The sequence below is a fragment of the Halapricum desulfuricans genome, assembly GCF_017094465.1.
GTDB lineage: Archaea > Halobacteriota > Halobacteria > Halobacteriales > Haloarculaceae > Halapricum.
Genome location: NZ_CP064791.1, coordinates 614,405 through 633,018, shown reverse-complemented (window position 1 = coordinate 633,018; position 18,614 = coordinate 614,405). Strand labels below are relative to the sequence as shown.

The 18,614-nt window shown below is 62.3% G+C and carries 16 protein-coding genes and 1 tRNA gene; 9 read left to right on the top strand and 8 right to left on the bottom strand.

Annotated features, from left to right (window positions below; genetic code table 11):
- Positions 1 to 62 precede the first annotated feature (62 nt).
- A complete protein-coding gene (locus HSEST_RS03245; RefSeq protein ID WP_229122137.1) occupies positions 63 to 767 on the bottom strand; it encodes a class I SAM-dependent methyltransferase in 705 nt (234 codons plus the stop codon).
- A gap of 269 nt (positions 768 to 1,036) precedes the next feature.
- On the opposite strand from HSEST_RS03245, the gene HSEST_RS03240 reads away from it, so the two are divergent.
- From HSEST_RS03240 to HSEST_RS03230, 3 genes are all read left to right on the top strand, one after another.
- Entirely contained in the window at positions 1,037 to 1,315 is a 279-nt protein-coding gene (locus HSEST_RS03240; protein WP_229122136.1) for a MarR family transcriptional regulator, read from the top strand.
- Between the two features lie 55 nt (positions 1,316 to 1,370).
- Positions 1,371 to 2,045 (top strand): YkgJ family cysteine cluster protein, encoded by a 675-nt coding sequence (locus HSEST_RS03235; protein ID WP_229122135.1) that lies wholly within the window; start codon positions 1,371 to 1,373, stop codon positions 2,043 to 2,045.
- 61 nt (positions 2,046 to 2,106) lie between these two features.
- On the top strand, positions 2,107 to 2,502 hold the full coding sequence (locus HSEST_RS03230) for a TRAM domain-containing protein (RefSeq protein WP_229122134.1): 396 nt from the start codon (positions 2,107 to 2,109) through the stop codon (positions 2,500 to 2,502).
- A 338-nt stretch (positions 2,503 to 2,840) separates the two neighbouring features.
- Here the strand turns inward: HSEST_RS03230 and glmS are convergent, their stop codons facing one another.
- The 4 genes from glmS to HSEST_RS03210 all read right to left on the bottom strand — a co-directional run bounded on the left by glmS (position 2,841) and on the right by HSEST_RS03210 (position 9,359).
- A complete protein-coding gene (glmS, locus tag HSEST_RS03225) occupies positions 2,841 to 4,631 on the bottom strand; it encodes a glutamine--fructose-6-phosphate transaminase (isomerizing) (protein WP_229122133.1) in 1,791 nt (596 codons plus the stop codon).
- Positions 4,631 to 5,821 (bottom strand): bifunctional sugar-1-phosphate nucleotidylyltransferase/acetyltransferase, encoded by a 1,191-nt coding sequence (glmU, locus tag HSEST_RS03220; RefSeq protein ID WP_229122132.1) that lies wholly within the window; start codon positions 5,819 to 5,821, stop codon positions 4,631 to 4,633. Before glmU ends, glmS begins: the two co-directional genes overlap by 1 nt.
- Before the next feature lie 269 nt (positions 5,822 to 6,090).
- Positions 6,091 to 6,163, bottom strand: a tRNA-Asp gene (locus HSEST_RS03215).
- Positions 6,164 to 6,605: 442 nt separating this feature from the next.
- Positions 6,606 to 9,359 (bottom strand): DUF7282 domain-containing protein, encoded by a 2,754-nt coding sequence (locus HSEST_RS03210; protein WP_229122131.1) that lies wholly within the window; start codon positions 9,357 to 9,359, stop codon positions 6,606 to 6,608.
- A gap of 647 nt (positions 9,360 to 10,006) precedes the next feature.
- Between HSEST_RS03210 and HSEST_RS03205 the strand changes: the two genes are divergently transcribed.
- The 5 genes from HSEST_RS03205 to HSEST_RS03185 are packed head-to-tail and all read left to right on the top strand — an operon-like array spanning position 10,007 to position 14,285.
- The gene (locus tag HSEST_RS03205) at positions 10,007 to 11,140 is read left to right on the top strand and encodes a hydrogenase small subunit (RefSeq protein WP_229122130.1); all 1,134 of its coding nucleotides are present in this window, start codon (positions 10,007 to 10,009) and stop codon (positions 11,138 to 11,140) included.
- 6 nt (positions 11,141 to 11,146) lie between these two features.
- On the top strand, positions 11,147 to 12,682 hold the full coding sequence (locus HSEST_RS03200; RefSeq protein WP_229122129.1) for a nickel-dependent hydrogenase large subunit: 1,536 nt from the start codon (positions 11,147 to 11,149) through the stop codon (positions 12,680 to 12,682).
- A complete protein-coding gene (locus HSEST_RS03195) occupies positions 12,666 to 13,640 on the top strand; it encodes a cytochrome b/b6 domain-containing protein (RefSeq protein WP_229122128.1) in 975 nt (324 codons plus the stop codon). Before HSEST_RS03200 ends, HSEST_RS03195 begins: the two co-directional genes overlap by 17 nt.
- Positions 13,633 to 14,124 (top strand): hydrogenase maturation protease, encoded by a 492-nt coding sequence (locus HSEST_RS03190; RefSeq protein ID WP_229122127.1) that lies wholly within the window; start codon positions 13,633 to 13,635, stop codon positions 14,122 to 14,124. Before HSEST_RS03195 ends, HSEST_RS03190 begins: the two co-directional genes overlap by 8 nt.
- Positions 14,121 to 14,285 (top strand): hypothetical protein, encoded by a 165-nt coding sequence (locus tag HSEST_RS03185; protein ID WP_229122126.1) that lies wholly within the window; start codon positions 14,121 to 14,123, stop codon positions 14,283 to 14,285. Before HSEST_RS03190 ends, HSEST_RS03185 begins: the two co-directional genes overlap by 4 nt.
- 26 nt (positions 14,286 to 14,311) lie before the next feature.
- Here HSEST_RS03185 and HSEST_RS03180 read toward each other — a convergent pair whose 3' ends face one another.
- From HSEST_RS03180 to HSEST_RS03170, 3 genes are all read right to left on the bottom strand, one after another.
- Positions 14,312 to 14,806 carry a DUF7321 family protein gene (locus HSEST_RS03180; protein WP_229122125.1) on the bottom strand — a complete coding sequence of 165 codons (495 nt, stop codon included), beginning with the start codon at positions 14,804 to 14,806 and terminating at the stop codon, positions 14,312 to 14,314.
- Positions 14,807 to 14,921: 115 nt separating this feature from the next.
- Positions 14,922 to 15,536: a hypothetical protein gene (locus HSEST_RS03175; RefSeq protein WP_229122124.1), complete on the bottom strand. Its 615-nt coding sequence runs from the start codon at positions 15,534 to 15,536 to the stop codon at positions 14,922 to 14,924.
- On the bottom strand, positions 15,533 to 17,089 hold the full coding sequence (locus tag HSEST_RS03170; protein WP_229122123.1) for a hypothetical protein: 1,557 nt from the start codon (positions 17,087 to 17,089) through the stop codon (positions 15,533 to 15,535). Before HSEST_RS03170 ends, HSEST_RS03175 begins: the two co-directional genes overlap by 4 nt.
- Before the next feature lie 373 nt (positions 17,090 to 17,462).
- Here HSEST_RS03170 and HSEST_RS03165 point away from each other — a divergent pair, with 373 nt between their 5' ends.
- Positions 17,463 to 18,305: a DUF7319 domain-containing protein gene (locus tag HSEST_RS03165; protein WP_229122122.1), complete on the top strand. Its 843-nt coding sequence runs from the start codon at positions 17,463 to 17,465 to the stop codon at positions 18,303 to 18,305.
- The last annotated feature ends 309 nt before the right edge of the window (positions 18,306 to 18,614 follow it).

Below are 18,614 nucleotides of genomic sequence, written 5' to 3'. Positions count from 1 at the left end.
AGTACGTCCATCACTGTCCGGTGGCTCGAAGGTGCAGGACAGTCAGCTGACGAGCCGGTGGGTCAGACTTCGCAGGCCCAGTAAGAGACCGACGCGAGTCGATCGCCAAAGGGTAGCGATCCGAGTGTCGTATCGATTTTCCGAAACGTCGAGGCCGTGCTATTGGGAATCTGCCGGTAGAACCCGTACGGCAGGACGAAATCGTGTTCGCCGTTGACCAGTTGTAGTCCGACGTCGTCGAGCAGTCGGTTGACCTCCCACCGCGAGTACAGCCGCGACCCCATCGGCAGCGCCCAGTTGTAGATCGAACGCGTCGAGAAGCGATTGAACGTATCGAAGAAGACGACCTCACGCGAGACCCGACGCATTTCACTCAGGAACGACGCGGGCGTATCGGCGAGATGGAAGAACCGCATCGCGATCACGGCGTCGAAGTGATCGTCGGGGAACGGCAGACGGCCCGCGTCGCCGCGCATGAGCTCGAGGTGATCACTGACGCCGGCAGCCTGAGCCTTCTGACGGCCCTGCTTGAGCATCGGGCCCGAAATGTCCAGTCCGACGACGTCCGCACCGCGTTCAGCCAGCATCACGGTAAACCGACCCGTCCCGCAGGCGATCTCCAGCACATCGGTATCCTCGACCGGTCCGATCGCATCTAACACAGCCTGTTTCTCCCGCCGGTCGATCAGGCGGCCACCACGCGAGAAGCGCTTCTCCTCGTACTCCTCGGCGATGTCGTCGGCCTGGTACCACTCCTGTCCTTTCACGGTGTCAGGAATGTCCTCAGCGTAGGAATAAAACGATACTGATACGGATTGCTGTAAGACCCTTCCGTGTCGGCCGCCTGCGATCAGGGCGGAAAATCGTCACAGCGATCCATCCGAAACGGACCAGCGAGCGGACGGCCTCGCGTGCGTTCGGCAGTATGGTATGAAGGTGCAACTCACACAGGAGTCTCAATAGACCTTATATAGATAGTATTCTTTGCATATGAATATAGACAAGTTTTACCAGTGACGGTGATCGAGTTGGGTGTATGAGTACGACTACCGAAGGCGTGCGCCCGGAGGTTAGCTTCACTGACAGCACCGTTCGCGACCGACTCAAGGAGCTGCCGCCGAGCGCGAAGCTCGTAGCGAAGGTACTAGAAGACAGCCCGCCGCTGTCACAGGGAGAACTCGCGGAGGCGTCGCTGCTTCCCGACCGGACGGTCCGATACGCCCTGAACCGCCTGGACGAGGCCGACCTGGTCGGCTCGCGGTACAGCTTCCGGGACGCACGCAAGCAGGTGTACTTTCTGGCCGATCAACGATAGTCCGGAACGGCCGGCGGACGCGGCGCTTTTGTGTTCTGGTCCGCTCGATGGCTATATGGACGATCTCGAAGCCGAGTTGGCCCGTGCACGCGAGTTAGACGTGAGCGCACTGGCCGACGCCATCGAATCGATCGGTTTCGAGTGTACTCGCTGTGGCGGCTGCTGTACGGCCGAAACACCGGACGACGGCGATGCAGTCGAGCCACACACGGCAACCATCTTCCCCGACGAGATCCGGACGCTGCAGGACAGCGAGGACTACGACTTCCGTGACGTCGCCAGACCGATGCCGTACGGCCTGACTGAGGGGGACGACGGGCCCGAAGGCGAGACCTTCGAGTGGGCGCTCCAGACCGACGACTGTGGTGACTGTACGTTCTACCGCGAAAAGGACGGAGTCGGTGCGTGTACGGTCCACCAGAACCGACCGCTGATCTGTCAGACCTATCCGTTTAGCCTCGCTCTCGGTGGCACGAGCCAGCCGATGGGCGAGGCGGTCGATAGTGCGGGACTCGTCCGGGCCCACGAATGCGAAGGGTTGGGGCGGGATATCTCCAGGCCCGACGCCGAGGCACTCGCGGCAACGCTCAAAGAACGGGCAATCCGAGAGCTCGAGGAGGCAATCGCGGTTCGCGAGCAGTACACCCCGGTCGACGGCGACGGCATCGTCGTCTATGACTCCGAGGGACCAAAACAGGTCGACGGGACGCCGTGGGAACCGCGTGAGTGAGACCGCGCTCGGCGGCACTTTCATAATAGAGGGGTACAATCAACCGAACGGTGGTTTACCCTTGGAGATCTCAGATAAACTCCTGTGTCTGTTCAGTGCGGACGTATCAGCCGAAGACGATCGCTACGTGATCGAGGTGCCGCGCCGCGAGATCGAGACCGGATCGATCGATCCGGACGAGACCTATCGCGTCGCGTTGATCGCAGGCGATGAGGACGACGACGCGAAAACGACGGAAACCGGGACCCCCTCGGAGCCACAGCCGCCGGTCGAGAACGGGGAGATCCGCTACGTCGAAATCGAGGACATCGGCAAGCAGGGCGACGGGATCGCGCGCGTCGAGCGCGGCTACGTCATCATCGTCCCCGGTGCCGAAGTCGGCGACCGCGTCAAGGTCGAGATCTCGGAAGTCAAGTCCAACTTCGCGGTGGGCGAAATCATCGAAGAGGATATCTGACCCGGTCGATCGCACTCTCATTCTGCGGCCGGCGGACAGAGCGCCGTCAGCTGCGTGTCGGCGAAAACGCCGCCTCTAGTCGACGAACTCGACGTTCGTATCGCAGACCGGACACTGCTGGACGTCCTCGGATCGGTCGGGGTCCGATCTCGTACCTGTCCATCCACATTCGGGACACATGACTGGTTCGGGCATCGTCCGACCATCGAACAGGAACGCACAAGAAACACAACGGTTTCCGGACGGTTCCGAGGCACTCGATCCGCTCGCCTGTGGAGGCACGACGCGCGTCCGGCGAAAATGGAGTGACGCTGGCAACAGCAGTGGTGTCGCGGCCGTTACTCGACCGTGACGCTCTTCGCCAGGTTGCGTGGCTTGTCGATCGACCGACCGAGAATCGAAGCGGTGTGATAGGAGACGAGCTGGAGCTGGACGTTCGCGAGGACGGCCGCAGTGCGGGGATGCGCTTCGGGAATTCGGAGCACGTGGTCGGCGTATCGCTCGACGTCGCTTTTGCCGTCAGTGACGGCAATCACCGGTGCGTCGCGGGCTTCGACCTCTTTGACGTTGCCGATGGTCTTTTGCGCCAGTTCGTCGTCGCCGGTGACGACCGCGAACACGGGCGTCTGGTCGGTCACCAGCGCCAGCGGGCCGTGTTTCAGCCCACCGGCGGCGAAGCCCTCCGCGTGTTTGTACGTAATCTCCTTCATCTTCAGCGCGCCTTCGAGCGCGACCGGATAGTTCAATCCACGGCCGATGAAGAAGTACGCATCGGACGCCGCGTACGTGTCGGCGACCTCGCGAGCGGCCGATCCGTCGAGCACTTCCTGGACTTGTCCGGGGAGATCACGGAGCGAGCTGATGATTTCGCGAGTGCCGTCGGTGCTGGTCATCCCGAGTGCCAGCAGGTTCAACGAGGCCAGTTGCGAGGCGAAGGTCTTGGTCGCGGCGACGCCGATCTCCGGACCGGCCCGGATGTAGAAGACGTGATCGGACTCCCGGGCGACCGTCGAGCCGACGACGTTCGTCACGCCGAGCGTGCGCGCACCGCGGCGCTGTGCCTCCCGAAGCGCCGAGAGCGTGTCAGCAGTCTCTCCGCTCTGTGTGACGCCGATCACGAGCGCGTCGCCGATCGGTGGCGGCGAGGTGGCGAATTCGCTGCTCCGGAACGCCTGGGCGGGGATCCCAGCCTGTCGGAACAGCTCGGCCCCGTACAGTGCCGCGTGATAGGAGGTCCCGGCGGCGACAAACTGGACGCCACGCGGGTTGAGATCCGCCAGTTCGCCGATGTCCACCGACCCGCCGAGTTCGTCGACTCGCTCCGAGAGACTCTGGCGGAGCGATCGGGGCTGTTCGTGGATCTCCTTGAGCATGTAGTGATCGTAGCCGCTCTTGCCGGTCTCTTCGGGATCCCAGTCGACGGTGTCGACCGTCTTCTCGACGGGCTCGCCCGCGAGCGTCGTGACCCGCCAGCCGTCGGGACCGAGCACGGTGAACTCGCCGTCGTCCAGGTAGACGACGCGATCCGTGTGATCGCGAAACGCGGGGACGTCACTCGCGAGATAGTACGCATCATCGTCAATGCCCAACACCAGCGGCGAATCGTTGCGTGCGGCGAAGATTCGATCGACGCCGGCGATCACGACCGCGACTGCGTAGCTGCCTTCGAGTCGGCCGACAGCCGACCGGACGGCGGCCTCCGGATCGGCACCGCCACGGAGTGCATCCTCGACGAGGTGCGGAACGACTTCCGTGTCCGTATCCGAGCGGAACGTGTGGCCCGCAGCGGCCAGTTCGTCACGGAGCTCCTGGTAGTTCTCGATGATCCCGTTGTGGACGACGGCAACGTCACTCGAGCAGTCCTGATGCGGGTGAGCGTTCTCGTCGGTCGGCGGCCCGTGCGTGCTCCAGCGCGTGTGTCCGATCCCGACGCTGCCGTCGATCGACCGCCCCTCCAGCGCGCCCCGTAGTTCGTCGATCTCGCCCGCTTTCTTGCAGATATCGACCGATTCGTCGGCCAGCGCAACTCCCGCCGAGTCGTAGCCTCGATATTCGAGCTTCGAGAGCCCGTGGACGAGTACGTCCAGCGTCTCCACGCCGCGGCCGACAGCGCCGATGATCCCACACATCAGCGACGCACCTCCGTGCCCTCACGAACCTGTCCGTCGACCGTCACGCCGGTGTCGAGGTGGGCGTTCGGGCCGACGAGCGAGCCGGGTGCGAACCCGACGTTTCCGTCCGCGCGAACGCGGTCCGCGATCACGGCCCCGAGATCCTCGTCCTCGAATATCTCGTTTCCGACCCGGACGTCGGCGGGGCCGCCCGAGACGACGCTGTTCGGACCGAGTCGGACGTGCTGGCCCGTCACTGTATCCAGCAGCGTCGATCCGGCCCCGACGCGGGCGTCCACGTCCAGCACGCTGTTCGCGACGGTCGCGTTGGCACCGACCGTGACGTTGCGCCCGAGCGCGCTATGCGGGCCAACCACTGCACTGGGGCCGATCTCGCAGTCCGGGCCGATCACGACCGGCGGCTGTAGCGTCGCGTCGTCGTGGACGATCGCCGTCTCGTCGACCCAGACGCGATCGTCGCGCTCGGGCTCGTCGGCCAGCCCATAATCGAGGATCTCCGCTGCGACGACGAGCAGATCCCAGGGATAGGAGGCATCAACCCACAGGCCGTCGGTCTCGACGCCGCGAACCCGTCCGTCGTCGAGTTCGCGCGACAGCGTCGTCGTCAGCGCGAGTTCGCCCGCCTCGCGCGGCGTGTCGTCGATCGCCCCGAAGATGTCGTCGTCGAACGCGTAGATCCCGGCGTTGATCAGGCGGTATTCGTCGGTCCGGGGTTTCTCGATGAGTTCCTGGACAAGCCCGTCTCGCAGTGTGACCGCGCCGTACTGGCGGGCGTCCGGACCTTCGAGAACCGCCAGCGTCGGCTCGCCGTCGCCCCGATCGAACGCTCGGCAGACGTCCTCGACAAGTGTGCTGTCGATGAGACAGTCGCCGTTAACCACGAGCATCGACCCCTCGACGTGCTCGCGGGCCTGCAACAGCGCGTGACCGGTTCCGAGCTGTTTGTTCTGGCGGACGTACGTGATCGGAACGTCACGGTATGTCGGCCCGAAGTGGTTCTGCACGCGGTCGTGCTTGTAGCCGACGACGACAACGAGATCCTCGGCACCCGCGTCGACGAGCGCATCAAGTACGTGTTCGAGTATCGGACGGTTCGCCGCAGGGAGCATCGGTTTGGGACGGTTGCGCGTGAGCGGCCGCAATCGCGTTCCCTCGCCAGCGGCCAGGACGACGGCAGTATCGACCATACTGACCCAACGGTGACGAGTACCCTTAACGTTCTGGACTCCGACACGTGCTGCACTCGTCGGGGGCGTCCCGCCGGCAAGCCCCGAGAACTGTGGCGCGCGACACGCCAACGCAGTCGCTCACGGATTTGAATGCAGAGAAGCGCCCGGAGCGGGATTTGAACCGGATGCAGACGTGCTCGCTCACGTTCGTTCGCTGCGCGCGACTGCCAGGGTTCAAATCCGTCTATAACGCATTTACGGCTCGCAGTTTGCTCGCCGAAAAAGTACGCCCGGAGCGGGATTTGAACCCGCGTCACGACCGTGACAGGGTCGTATGATGGGCCACTACACCATCCGGGCTTGCTGCACTCCTTCGTACCGGGGTCCTAGTATTAAGGCTTTCCAAACGGAGCCGCAGTGCGTGGCGTTGACGCACGTCACGTGAGAGGCGCTGCCCCCGACACGAACAAGCACGGGACAGGTTCCTAGGACTATATCGACAGAAACTGTCACAACGGCCAGCACAGCGTCGAAGACGAGCAAAAAGAACCCTGCGATCACCCACACAGCCGTGGTCTGCATGGCACGCAGTTCCGACTGACACTGGTGGCTATACGTTCGTACAGATATCCGGCACGACGGCGTGTCGAATCATTTCGAAATGGGATAGCCACCAGTATGAGACGTCTGCGTGCTCGAAGACGTACGTTCGGTCCCCGAAGCTGGACAGAGAGATCGATCCGGCGAGCGGCGGATGGTAGGCGTGACGAAAAAACGAGTGATTGGGAAGTACCGCCGATCGCTACAGGGGAGCCTGGATAACGCTCGTCGCGTTCGCATCGTCGATATCGACAGTCACGTTGCCCATATCGATAGCCAGGTAGTTGTCTGTCACCGGATTGATCGTCCCGGACTCACCGTCGGCGTCCGGGTGGATCCCGGAGACGAGCGTCCCGGTTTCGGCGAGTGGCTCATCGAGTGTCACCGTCAGCCCGTTCGATTCGGATTCGATAACTTGCTCGAGGCCGATCAGCACCATGTCGCCGGTGGCGTTGGTGCCGTATACGGCGACGTAGAACGGTGGTTGTTCGTAGAGCGCGTTCGCGATAGCGACGGTCGATCCATTACTGGTCTGGTCTTCGAAGGTGATCGAAGCCGCAGGCTGTTGCTCGACCGCTTCGACAGTCACGTTGGCGGTGTCACTGGCGAGAATCGCCTCGGTGATCGGGTCGACCGTGCTGGCGTTGCCGTCCTCATCAGGGTGGACGGCGGCGACCAGCGTCTGGTTCTCTTCGATCGGTTCTTCGAAAGAGACCGTGAGGTTACTCGTCTCGTTATCGCTGACCTGAGCCGCACCGAGCAGCGTCTCTGGCTCGCCGGTCGAGTTGTTCACCGTCCAGACGGCTCCGTAGTACGGTGTTTCGTCGTTCGAGGCGTTCGCGATCGTGACGTTCGCACCGTCACTGGTCTGATCTTCGAAGGTGATCGACGCTTCGGGTGGCTGCTCGACCGTTTCGACAGTCACGTTGGCGGTGTCACTGGCGAGGATTGCCTCGGTGATCGGGTCGACTGTGCTGGCGTTGCCGTCCTCATCAGGGTGGACGGCGGCCACGAGCGTCTGGTTCTCCTCGATCGGTTCCTCGAAATCGACTGTGAGGTTACTCGTCTCGTTTTCGGTAACTTGCGCGGCACCGAGCAGCGTCTCAGGTTCGCCAGTTTCGTTATTTACCGTCCAGACAGCCCCATAGTAGGGCGTCTCGTCGTTCGAGATGGCGGCGATCGTGACGCTGGTGCCGTCACTGGTCTGATCCTCGAGGGTTACCGACGCTTCGGGTGGCTGCTCGACCATCTCGACAGTCACGTTGGCGGTGTCACTGGCGAGGATTTCGTCGGCAACCGGGTCGACCGTGCTGGCGTTGCCGTCTTCGTCAGGATGGACAGCAGCCACGAGCGTCTGGTTCTCTTCGATCGGCTCCTCGAAGGAGACCGTGAGATTACTCGTTTCGTTGTCGCTGACCTGCGCGGCACCGAGCAGCGTCTCGGGTTCACCGATCTCGTTGTTCACCGTCCAGACGGCTCCGTAGTACGGTGTCTCGTCGTTCGAGATGTTTGCGATCGTGACGCTGGTACCGTCACTGGTCTGATCCTCGAAGGTTACCGACGCTTCGGGCGGCTGTTCGACCATCTCGACAGTCACGTTGGCGGTGTCACTGGCGAGGATTTCGTCGGCAACCGGGTCGACCGTGCTGGCGTTACCGTCCTCGTCAGGGTGGACGGCGGCCACGAGCGTCTGGTTCTCTTCGATCGGCTCCTCGAAGGAGACCGTGAGATTACTCGTTTCGTTGTCGCTGACCTGCGCGGCACCGAGCAGCGTCTCGGGTTCACCGGTCTCGTTGTTCACCGTCCAGACGGCTCCGTAGTACGGTGTCTCGTCGTTCGAGATGTTTGCGATCGTGACGCTGGTACCGTCACTGGTCTGATCCTCGAAGGTTACCGACGCTTCGGGCGGCTGCTCGACCATCTCGACAGTCACGTTGGCGGTGTCACTGGCGAGGATTTCCTCGGCAACCGGGTCGACCGTGCTGGCGTTACCGTCCTCGTCAGGGTGGACGGCGGCCACGAGCGTCTGGTTCTCTTCGATCGGCTCCTCGAAGGAGACCGTGAGATTACTCGTTTCGTTTTCGGTAACCTGTGTCGCTCCGAGGAGCGTCTCAGGTTCGCCAGTCTCGTTGTTCACCGTCCAGACGGCTCCGTAATACGGCGTTTCGGAGTTCGAGGCGTTTGCAATCGTGACGTTCGCGCCGTCGCTGGTCTGATCCTCGAACGTGATCGAGGCTTCGGGCGGCTGCTCGACCATCTCGACAGTCACGTTGGCGGTGTCACTGGCGAGGATTTCCTCGGCAACCGGGTCGATCGTCGCTGCGTCACCGTCCTCGTCAGGGTGGACGGCGGCGACCAGCGTCTGGTTCTCCTCGATCGGCTCTTCGAAATCGACTGTGAGGTTACTCGTCTCGTTTTCGGTAACTTGCGTGGCACCGAGCAGCGTCTCAGGTTCGCCAGTCTCGTTGTTCACCGTCCAGACGGCTCCGTAATACGGCGTTTCGGAGTTCGAGGCGTTTGCGATCGTGACGTTCGCGCCGTCGCTGGTCTGATCCTCGAAGGTGATCGATGCTTCAGGCGATGTCGCCTCGCCGAAGATCGCTACCTCGCCATGCATGCGCGTCTGCACGCTGATAATGCTATCCTCGCTCACCTGATCAGACCCGACGTCGAAACTGATCTGTTCCGTCTCTCCCGGGTTGAGTGCCCAAGGCCGGTACTCGATCAGTTCACCATCGATGCGGAGTTCGACCGCCTGGATCGCAGGCGCTGCTCCGGGATTGGTGATGTCGGCGGTGACAGTGACGTTCTCACCGTCCTCGACGCTCATATTCGAAACGTTGAACGAGTCGTCTGTCTGATTCAATGCTGTCTGGGCTGCGTTCCGCTCGCCGGCGACGTCCGCCGCGAGCGCAGTGCCCGTCAGTGTCGCTACCCCGATCGCAAGGAATATCACGACTGCTGATGTGCGTTTTACTCTATCTTCTATCACTATTTACTCAACCTCGTCAGAACCCCACAAACCCCGCGTATGTAAAGGGTAGAGACGCTTTAGAGCAGTTATTACGCCGAATCAGGTGCGTACTCACAGTAAGCGACCAGTAGAGAAAACCTCGAAAAGTAGAAACGTTAGTACAGGCAGCTTTCGGGCATGCGGGCCACACCACTCGTCTCTTTGGCTCTCTGTCGCCGCCAATCGGGGTGCTGCTTCGGTGTCTTCCCGTCAGTAGTACTCACGTATGTCGTCTTTCGGACGGGATACTCTCTGATATGGACGTCTTTCTCCCGAGCAGGCCTCCGCCAGATTCGGTCTGTAGAGGTCCAGGTCCGATCTAGTCACCCCATCGACGGTTCCTCATCGGGAGTTTCGCCAGTCGGGGGGTTCCGACCTCTGCCGAACGGTGGAACGCAACTCTCCTGACGAAACCACTGGACTCCTCCGATACTCTCACACAGTCCTTGACTCGACACTGAACTGGTCTTCTCAGAGTGCAAGAATCTATATCTATTTTTAATGTTCTTTGCAGTTCTCTTCTCAGTATGGCCATACGCAGCAGCGACAACGGCCAGACCAGGCGAAATTTCTTGAAGCTCGCTGGCACAATGTCAGCTGGGGCGGTCATCTCGCGCCACACGGGCGAGATCGCGCAGGCGCTTCAGCAGGCGACAGACGGGCCTGTCGAGGTCGCCTGGCTACAAGGACAGAGCTGTTCAGGTTGCACGATATCACTCCTCCAGGGACAGTATCCGACCCTGGAGGAGACCTTGAGCGAGTTCCGGATGGAACTGACGTTCCACCCCACGCTCATGGCGGAACACGGCGAGGCAGCCATCGAGTCGATGAGCAAGTCGCCGGACATACTCGTCCTCGAGGGATCGGTGCCGACCGAGATTCCGTCCGCCGCGACGCTTGGCGAGACACCGGACGGGACGAGCAAGCCGCTCGTCGACTGGATCGACGAGTTGGCCCCCGAGGCCGAGTACGTGGTCGGCGTGGGCAACTGTGCAGCCTTCGGCGGCTGGCCGGCGGCGGAAAACAAGAATCATCTCCACGACGTCGGCGAGAACGTCACGGGAGCGAAGGGGCTCCAGTTCGAGCAACGTTATCAACCCGGCGTGCTCGGCCCGAATTTCACCGCCGGATCGGGGCTTCCGGTCATCAATCTCGGGGGGTGTCCCCCGCATCCCGATTACATACTCTTGACGATCGCGACGGTCCTCAACGGCCACGAGCCGGATCTCGACCGGTATCAGCGACCAAAGCCGTTCTACGAACCGCTCGTCCACGACAACTGCAAGTGGCGCGGCTATTTCGACCGCGGCGAGTTCGCGGACAAACCCGGCGAGGAGGGGTGTCTGTACCAGGTGGGGTGTGCCGGACCGTACACGAACTGTGACGACCAGACCCGGCTGTGGAACGACGGGACGAGCGTCTGTCTCAACGTGGGCGCGCCGTGTATCGGCTGTATGGAGCCCGGGTTCTGGGATCGCTTCCAGCCGCTGGACAAATCAGTCGAGCGACAGAACATCTTCGGCGTCGACGTCGAGACAGCCGGGCTAGCCGCGGTCGGCGCCGGTGTGGTCGGTATCGGTGCGCACGCCGGCCGGAAAGCGATGGGGTACGGGAAGTCCGAACAGGGCGGCAACGGCGGCCAATCGGACGCCGCCGATGCGGAACTCACGGCGGACGTCGACGAGCAGCCGGACGCGGAAGCCGGAGACGACAAATCGGTGTGATCTACTATGGTAGAAGTGAAAATCGACCCGACGACACGCATCGAAGGCCACCACGGGATGGAGCTGCAAGTAGAGGACGGACAGATAGCGGAGGCCAAAAGTACGATGAAGATGTTCCGAGGGGCCGAAATCATCACCGTCGGTCGGTCACCACGGGACGCCGCACAACTCACAGGAAAAGTCTGTGGCGTCTGTTTCATCTGTCATCGGATCGGCTCGTCGCGGGCGACCGAAGACGCGGCGATCAACGCCGGTGCCTTCGACGGGATCCCGGAGCACGCCAAGATTCTCCGGGACGCGGTCGAGGGCATCTTCTTCCTGTGGAACCACGCGATTCACCTGTTCGCCCTCGTCGGTCCCGACTACAGCGACGCAGTCGCTGACACGGGATTCGACCGTCTCGATCCGCTCGAGGGCGATGGATACCAGGGGGCACTCGAAAACCAGCGAAAACTCATGCAAGCGCTGGCGGAGTTCGGCGGGCGCGCTCCCCACCCGCTCGCGTTCGTCCCCGGCGGGGTCGCGACGAATCCGGACGTCTCGACGGTACAGACCGTCAAGTCCCGCGTCCGGGAGGTCAGCAACTGGCTCGGACCGACGGATGCGGTTCCGGACGTCCTCGAGAACGTCCAGAACGGGGAGTTCGATCCCGAACTGGGGGAAGGGCTCCACGACGTGGTTTCGATCCTCGTGGCCGCGGCCAGAGAAGGCGCTGCCGACCTCGGATCGGGGCCGAACCGCTACTACAGCAACGGACTGTTCAGGGAGCCCGAATCCGGCGAACGGATCTTCAAGCGCGGCGTGTATCGCGACGGGTCCTTCGAACCGATGACGAAAGACGAAATCGTCGCTGCGATCTCCGAAGACACGGAGTACTCGTACTACACCGAAGAATCGGCCGGGAAGCCGACCGAGGCCCAACCACCGGAGCCGGAACCCGAGAAAGACGGCGCCTACTCGTGGGGGAAAGCACCCAGATTCGACGGCGAGACGATGGAGGTCGGACCGCTCGCCAGGCTCACGATCTCGGGGTACGACCCGTTCGACCTCCGGGCGAACCTGGGCGGGGGTTTCGACGAGAGCAATACGCTCAACCGCCTCATCGCCCGCGCACAGGAGGTACTGATCGTCCGCGACCGGGTACTCGATCTGCTGGACGCGTTCGACCCGAACGAGCCATTGATGGCCGACTTCCCGGACAATTACACCGGGAAGGGGGTCGGTCTCTGGGAACCGTCCCGGGGGACGCTCTCTCACTACGTGGACGTCGAGGACGGGGAGATCGAACGCTACCAGATCATCACGCCGACGCTGTGGAACATCGGGCCGCGGGACGGCGAGGGCAACCCATCGATCATCGAGGGAGCCATCGTCGGCGACGAGGTCGCGGACATCGAGAACCCGATCAACGTGATGCGGACGATCCGCTCGTTCGACCCGTGCCTGGCCTGTTCGGTCCACGTCGACAGCCCGGAGGGGTCCTACGAAACCGAACTCAAACCGGCGTCGCCGGGGGGGATGACCGATGTCGGAAGCGACTGACGGCGGAGGCGAGTCGCCGGCGGACGGCTCCGACGGCGCCTCGAGTCTGCTCGACAGGGGCCGACAGCTCTGGCGGACAGCCAGGTCCGACATCATCGAGACCGACGACAGGGTCGCACAGCTTGAGACGGCCGAGCGCCAGTCGGTCGAGCGTCATTCGATAGGGAACCGCCTGAGCCACTGGATCCAGGCGATCCTGTTTTTCCTGTTACTGTGGACCGGGCTGGCGATCTGGACGGGCAACTACTTCTTGCTCGAATCGGGCATCTGGGGCGGCTACTACGTCGCGTTCGGGATCCACATGTGGACCGGGATTCTGATCGTGGCGATCACGTTCGTCGTCTTTCCCTACTATTACGTGTTGGTCGACAAACACCACCAGCTGCTGGAGATGGCGGATATTCAGGTCAGCTTCGATATCGCCGAGGCGTTCGTCGGTCTCAAAAAGTACATGCCGTACTACCACGACGCGCGCCGGGCCTACGACGAGGACGAGGGCGACTGGATCGCTCACCACCCGATGCAGAAGACCTTCTTCTGGTGGATCGCCATCTTCATCGGAATTCTCGCGCTTACTGGCTTCGGTATGTATCGGGAGATGGCGACCGAGTCGACCTGGTGGATCGACGCGCTCGGATTCATGTCGGGCTGGCTGGCACTGGAGACGCTCAAGCAGATCCACCTGCTGCTGGCCTTTATTACCGCAGTGATGGTCATGTTTCACATCTACTTCGCGGTCCTGCCGAGCAACTGGGACGTGCTCAGGTCGATGGTATTCGGTGACGTGAACGCGTACATCGTCCACAGCGAACGTGAGGAGCCAGCAGACGAGCAGTCGTCCGACGGCGGACCGAGCCCGGCGGCCGCGGACGGCGGGCCAACGGCCGAACGAAAGGCCGGGGGAGCGTCCCCTGGCGACCGCGACTCGGTACGCGGTGGTGAGCGAACCGATGAGTGAGCACTCGCACGTCGCCGTCGTCGGGGTCGGCAATCCGATCATGGGTGACGACGGCGTCGGCGAGCACGTCATCGAGGAGCTTCGTGACGAGGGGCTCCCGGATGGCGTCGTCGCGACTCACGCCGGCACGACGGCGTTTTTCGCGCTGGAGGCGATGAGCGGGGCCGACTACGCGATCGTCGTCGACGCGGTCGCGGTCGAGGATGCGTCTCCCGGAGCAATCCACCGGTATCGCTACCGCGAGGGATCGTTCGACGGCTCACCGCCCGACGTGCTGATGCACGACTTCTCGTTCTCGGACGCGTTACAGGCCGGAAAAGATCCCTACGACCTGCCGGAGGAGTTGCTCGTGATCGGCGTCCAGCCGGCCGATACCGAACCAGGTACCGAGTTGAGCGATACCGTGGCTGAGCGGATCCCCGAGGTGATCGATCTCGTCCGTGAAACGATCGCGGCGCGTACCCGATCGGAGGTCGAGTTATGAACACCCGCTGGTACTGCACGGACTGCGAGACCGAGATCGACCGAGAAGAGATCGACGACCACGAGTCGGATGGCCATCACGTCCGGGGCGTGCTCAGACCCGAGCGGCTGCTCTCGAACGACCCCTGGACGTTCGGGAACGAAGCCGACGACGATCGGTGATCTCAGTCCCCGTTCGCCGTCGGGGGTTACGGCGGGAATCCGTACTTGGTGACGTACTGGGCGAGGCCGCTGAGGTAGGCGACGATCCACAGGGTGACGTAGCCGGCGACGCCGATCCGCAGCCGGGAGCGCCAGTGATCCATCCGATCGCCACCGATCTCCGAGAGCAGGAGGTCTTCGTCGTAATCGTGATAGAGGTCGTGCTCCCACTTCGCGCGGAAGATCCGAACGATACCCGTCAGCGCGAACGCGAGAAACGCGTACGCGTGCAAACCGACGACGGCGTGCAGGACGCTGAACCCGTAGAATTGCTCGAGGAGGTTCGGGAGCATCCACACGACCATCGGGATCGTCGTCAGCGCGAGCCCGGTGAACACGATGGAGAGATGGCGGACGAGCACGCTCCAGGTGACGGGATCGTTCTCGATCACGATCCAGGCCCCGTACAGAAAGCAGGGGAAGCTTATCGTCACCGCGACGACGACCAGCGTCGCCACCGTCCCGTCGGCCAGCCCGAGCATTACCGGTCGTACGGACGGGATCGTTAAAGAGTACCCGAAGGACATCCGATCAGAGGAACGACAGACCGGGCTGGCTGCCCAAGTCGGTACGTGGCGGACGCGCGATCACAGGGAGCTACGTATCGGAGTTCGACGGACCAAGGGTGTATAGGACAGCGTCGTGGCGGAGGTAGTACACGATGGCACCGAGCCCGCTGAGTGCGAGAAGGCCCCCGTTTCCGGCCTGTACAACCAGGATCGGACCGGCGAGGATCAACAGCGCACCGAGCCCGACCAGCGCGACCGAGAGCAGTCGGCGGAGGCTCGTACTCTGGTAGCACTCCTCGCACAGCGCCCGTTCGGGCGGATTGCGGGTGAGGACCCGGGCCGACGTCTTCTGATCGCCGCTCTGGAACCACGTGGCCAGTAGCCCGCCGAATCCGGTTAGGACCCCAGTGAGGAGCAAGCCGGTATGGAGACCGATCGTCTGATCGAACAGCTGTCGTTCGACATCGGCGAACAGCGAGGCGTCGACCACGCCAAGGAGAACGGCGGGAACGACGACGAAGCCAACAATGCCCAGCAGTAGGTGCGTGTAATCGTTTTTGTACTGGCTGAACAGCGGATCGGTGAGCGTCCGCTCGTGGTCCTCACAGAGTGGTTTTCCACATTCACCACAGACAGCCGTGGCCGGATCACCGTCGTGTTCGCAGGTCAGGTGCCGGGACGTTTTCTTGACGCGATCGCTCATCGGTCGTCACCCCCATCGAAAGATTCACTGCTGTCCTCAAGCCGCTCCGCGGGTTCGGAGTCGAGTTCCGGAGCGTCCGCCGTTTTGTTTGCCTGTTCCTCGAACGCAGGTTCGTTCGGGCGGGTGCGTCGGCCGCCGCCGACGCCAGTCAGGCCCTCTTTGATCTTACTGATGAGATCGCTATTGAGCTCCGACGAGGCCGAGCGTGCCCGTACTTCGACGTCCGATTTACCGCGAGTTTCGAGGCCACCCTCGTCGGATCGCACCAGGCGGTCTTTCGACTCGTCGAACGAGGAGACTTCGGACTGTTCGGTCATCGACGTGAACTCCCCCGTCACTTCGATTTCGGCGTAGACTACACCTTCGTCCCCGTATTCGCGTTTCACCTCCAGCTGCCCGGGCTGGTCGTCTCCCTTCTCGTTTTCCGAGCCGGTGATCTGGAAGACGCCGTCTCTGTTCGGCGCCGGTTCCGGATGTGCCGGCGGGTCGATGCTCAGGATCGTCATCGCCTCCCGGCGACAGACGGTTTCGACCCGGTCGAACGCCTCCGAGGGGCGATCGTTCACCGTCACCTTGCCGGTAGTGACTTCGCGAGTGTCCCCGGCGAGCGCCGCAGGATCGACCTGGAGCTTGCCACGGATCCGCACCTGGTGGGAGACACTGAGATTGCCGTTCGTGCTGCTGTCGGGGGTCCAGAACGGCGTGCCGGTCCGATCGTAGAGTCCACGAATCATCGTTCCAGTGAGCGTGTGGTTCTCGATCTGGCCCCGGAACGTCGCCGAAACGTCGCCGAGGCCCAGCAGTTCCTTGACCGGGCCGAGGACGTCGTACCGGAGCGTATCGCCTTTGGTGATCGAGCGGCCACGCCACTCGACGCGCTTCTTTTCGGGATTGTACGTGTAGTCGGCCGCTTCCTTCTGGTCGGCCAGAAACGAGATGTCGTTGAACGTCGAGTCCATATCGAGGCGGAAGTTATTGATCGTGAGCTGTCCCGCACCCCCTGCACGTTCGGCCTCGGGCGCGTCGCTCGGGAATTCGATCTCGATCGACAACACACCCTGCCCCTCGAATCTTCGTGCGAGTTCCTCGATGTCTCTGTTGATCGTCACGTCCTTGACGCTCAGTTTGTTTTCGATGTACTTCCGAGCATCGCGGTGCAGATCCGCTCTGATGACGACGGGAAGCTGATCGCTGGGGAAGTCGACGATGTCGTATTCGTGCTCGACGTATGCGATCTCGTCGTCCTGGAGGGCCTGATCGATCTCCGTCGCACTCCAGTCCCCTTCGAGCTGCACGGTTCCGTTTTCCGGCAACCCCTCGACGCTGAACCGCTGGGTCGTGACGTTATCCTGATGGGCCTCGTCCCCCTGAGACAGCGGAGGGAGGCGGCTCAGCGCAACGAACAGGTCCGTCTGGGGATACCCCGACGCCAGTGCCAGCGACCTGTCGCCGTTCGCTGACGTCAACCGTTCTAGCAGACTGACAGGTGGATTGACACGGTCGCGCTTGGCGTTGTTGTCCGGATCGATCTTCCCGCGTACCTTGCCATCCACCGAATGACTACTCTTGTATTCGTCAGCCGTGATGTTGAATTTCAAATTCAGACGCTCCAGCAGCTCTACTTCGAACAAGTTCCTACGTATTTCTGATAAGTCAACTGCCATTGCAAGAATAGATGACCACTCTGTATTAACCAGTTTTGGTAAGTTCTCCAAAATTATGGGTTGCAATAATTATTTTGTTACTAATGAGATGGCTTTCCGGGAATTACAGAACATTCGGCAACACTGAGAGCTGCGTGTCCTGGCAACACACATCGTATCGCCGACCCGGCGAACGGAGATGTCAGTAGTGTCGACCTAACGCACGTTCCTCGGACTGTGACGAACGATACGCGTAAGGCCACGGAAATCGAATCCCGGACCGATGGACGCGTCCGGCTCCACGCCGCCAGACCCAGACGAGTCGGCGGCCAGTGCGGAGACGGGAGATACAGGCGAGTCGAGCACCGACGGGGAAGAGCTCTCGACTGGACAGCTCCGCGATCGGGTCGAGCAGAAGTACGACTTCGACGATTTCGGCCCGACCGACATGGCCGAGATGACCGCCGAAGAGTGGGAGGCGGCGTTCGACGCCGACAGCTGGATCACCGGTCAAGAGCTGCTCGACCGCGTCGAGGCCGACCTCAAGCAGCGCGTACTCGATCGGGACGTCTTCGCCCGGATCGAGCGCGAGGAGGACTACCTGCTTGCGTACTCCGACGGGGGGTTCGCCGTCGTCTATCCCGACGGCAGCGTCGAGGGCGAAGGGACAGTCCTGCGGGACGTCAAGCCGGTCATCGCGCTGTGTTCGATGGACAGCTACGATCCCCCGGAGATGCCGGACGGCGAGATACTGCCCGACCCCCAGGAGGTGCCCGAGGGCGGAGGCGAACTGGGGAACCTGATGGTACAGGCCATCGCAGTCGTGCAGCTGCTGGCCGGCGTCGCACTGGTCGGTGCCGGGATGGCGTTCGGGATGGAACCAATTTCGATTGTCGCCGGACTCGGGTTCCTGGTCATCGGTATCGGCCTGCTGTTCGTGGTGGCCAACGCGCGGCTGTCCGATCGGTTCCGTTCCGAGGAGTTTCGCGACCGCCTGCGAGCGGTCAACGTCGGCGGCGAACGACCGGATTTCCTGCCGATCGACGAGGACGGTCGCATCGAAACCGAGGAACGAGAAGACGAGCGAGAGACTGTGTTACCGCCCCGTTCCGACCAAGATGGATGACACTGCCGATACACCCCCGTGACGATACCCTGCCGACCGATGAACTCCTGAGTCGGGCGGGACAGGGAGCACGAGCTGTATTTGTCGAACGCATGGTGACGCCTTTATGAATTAAATTTGATACACGCCCTCATACAGCGGTGATAAGAGATCCCAGTGCCGTGAATCGCAATACTGCCCGGAGAATCGACATCGCCACCCCCAATAAGTTGGGCCCACCTGGCGAAGAGGTTATAAAGGTACCCGGGTCGCCGTCGCATTTCCCCCCATATATCGGGGGTTTCGGTGAGTTTATACAGAGTAGGTGCC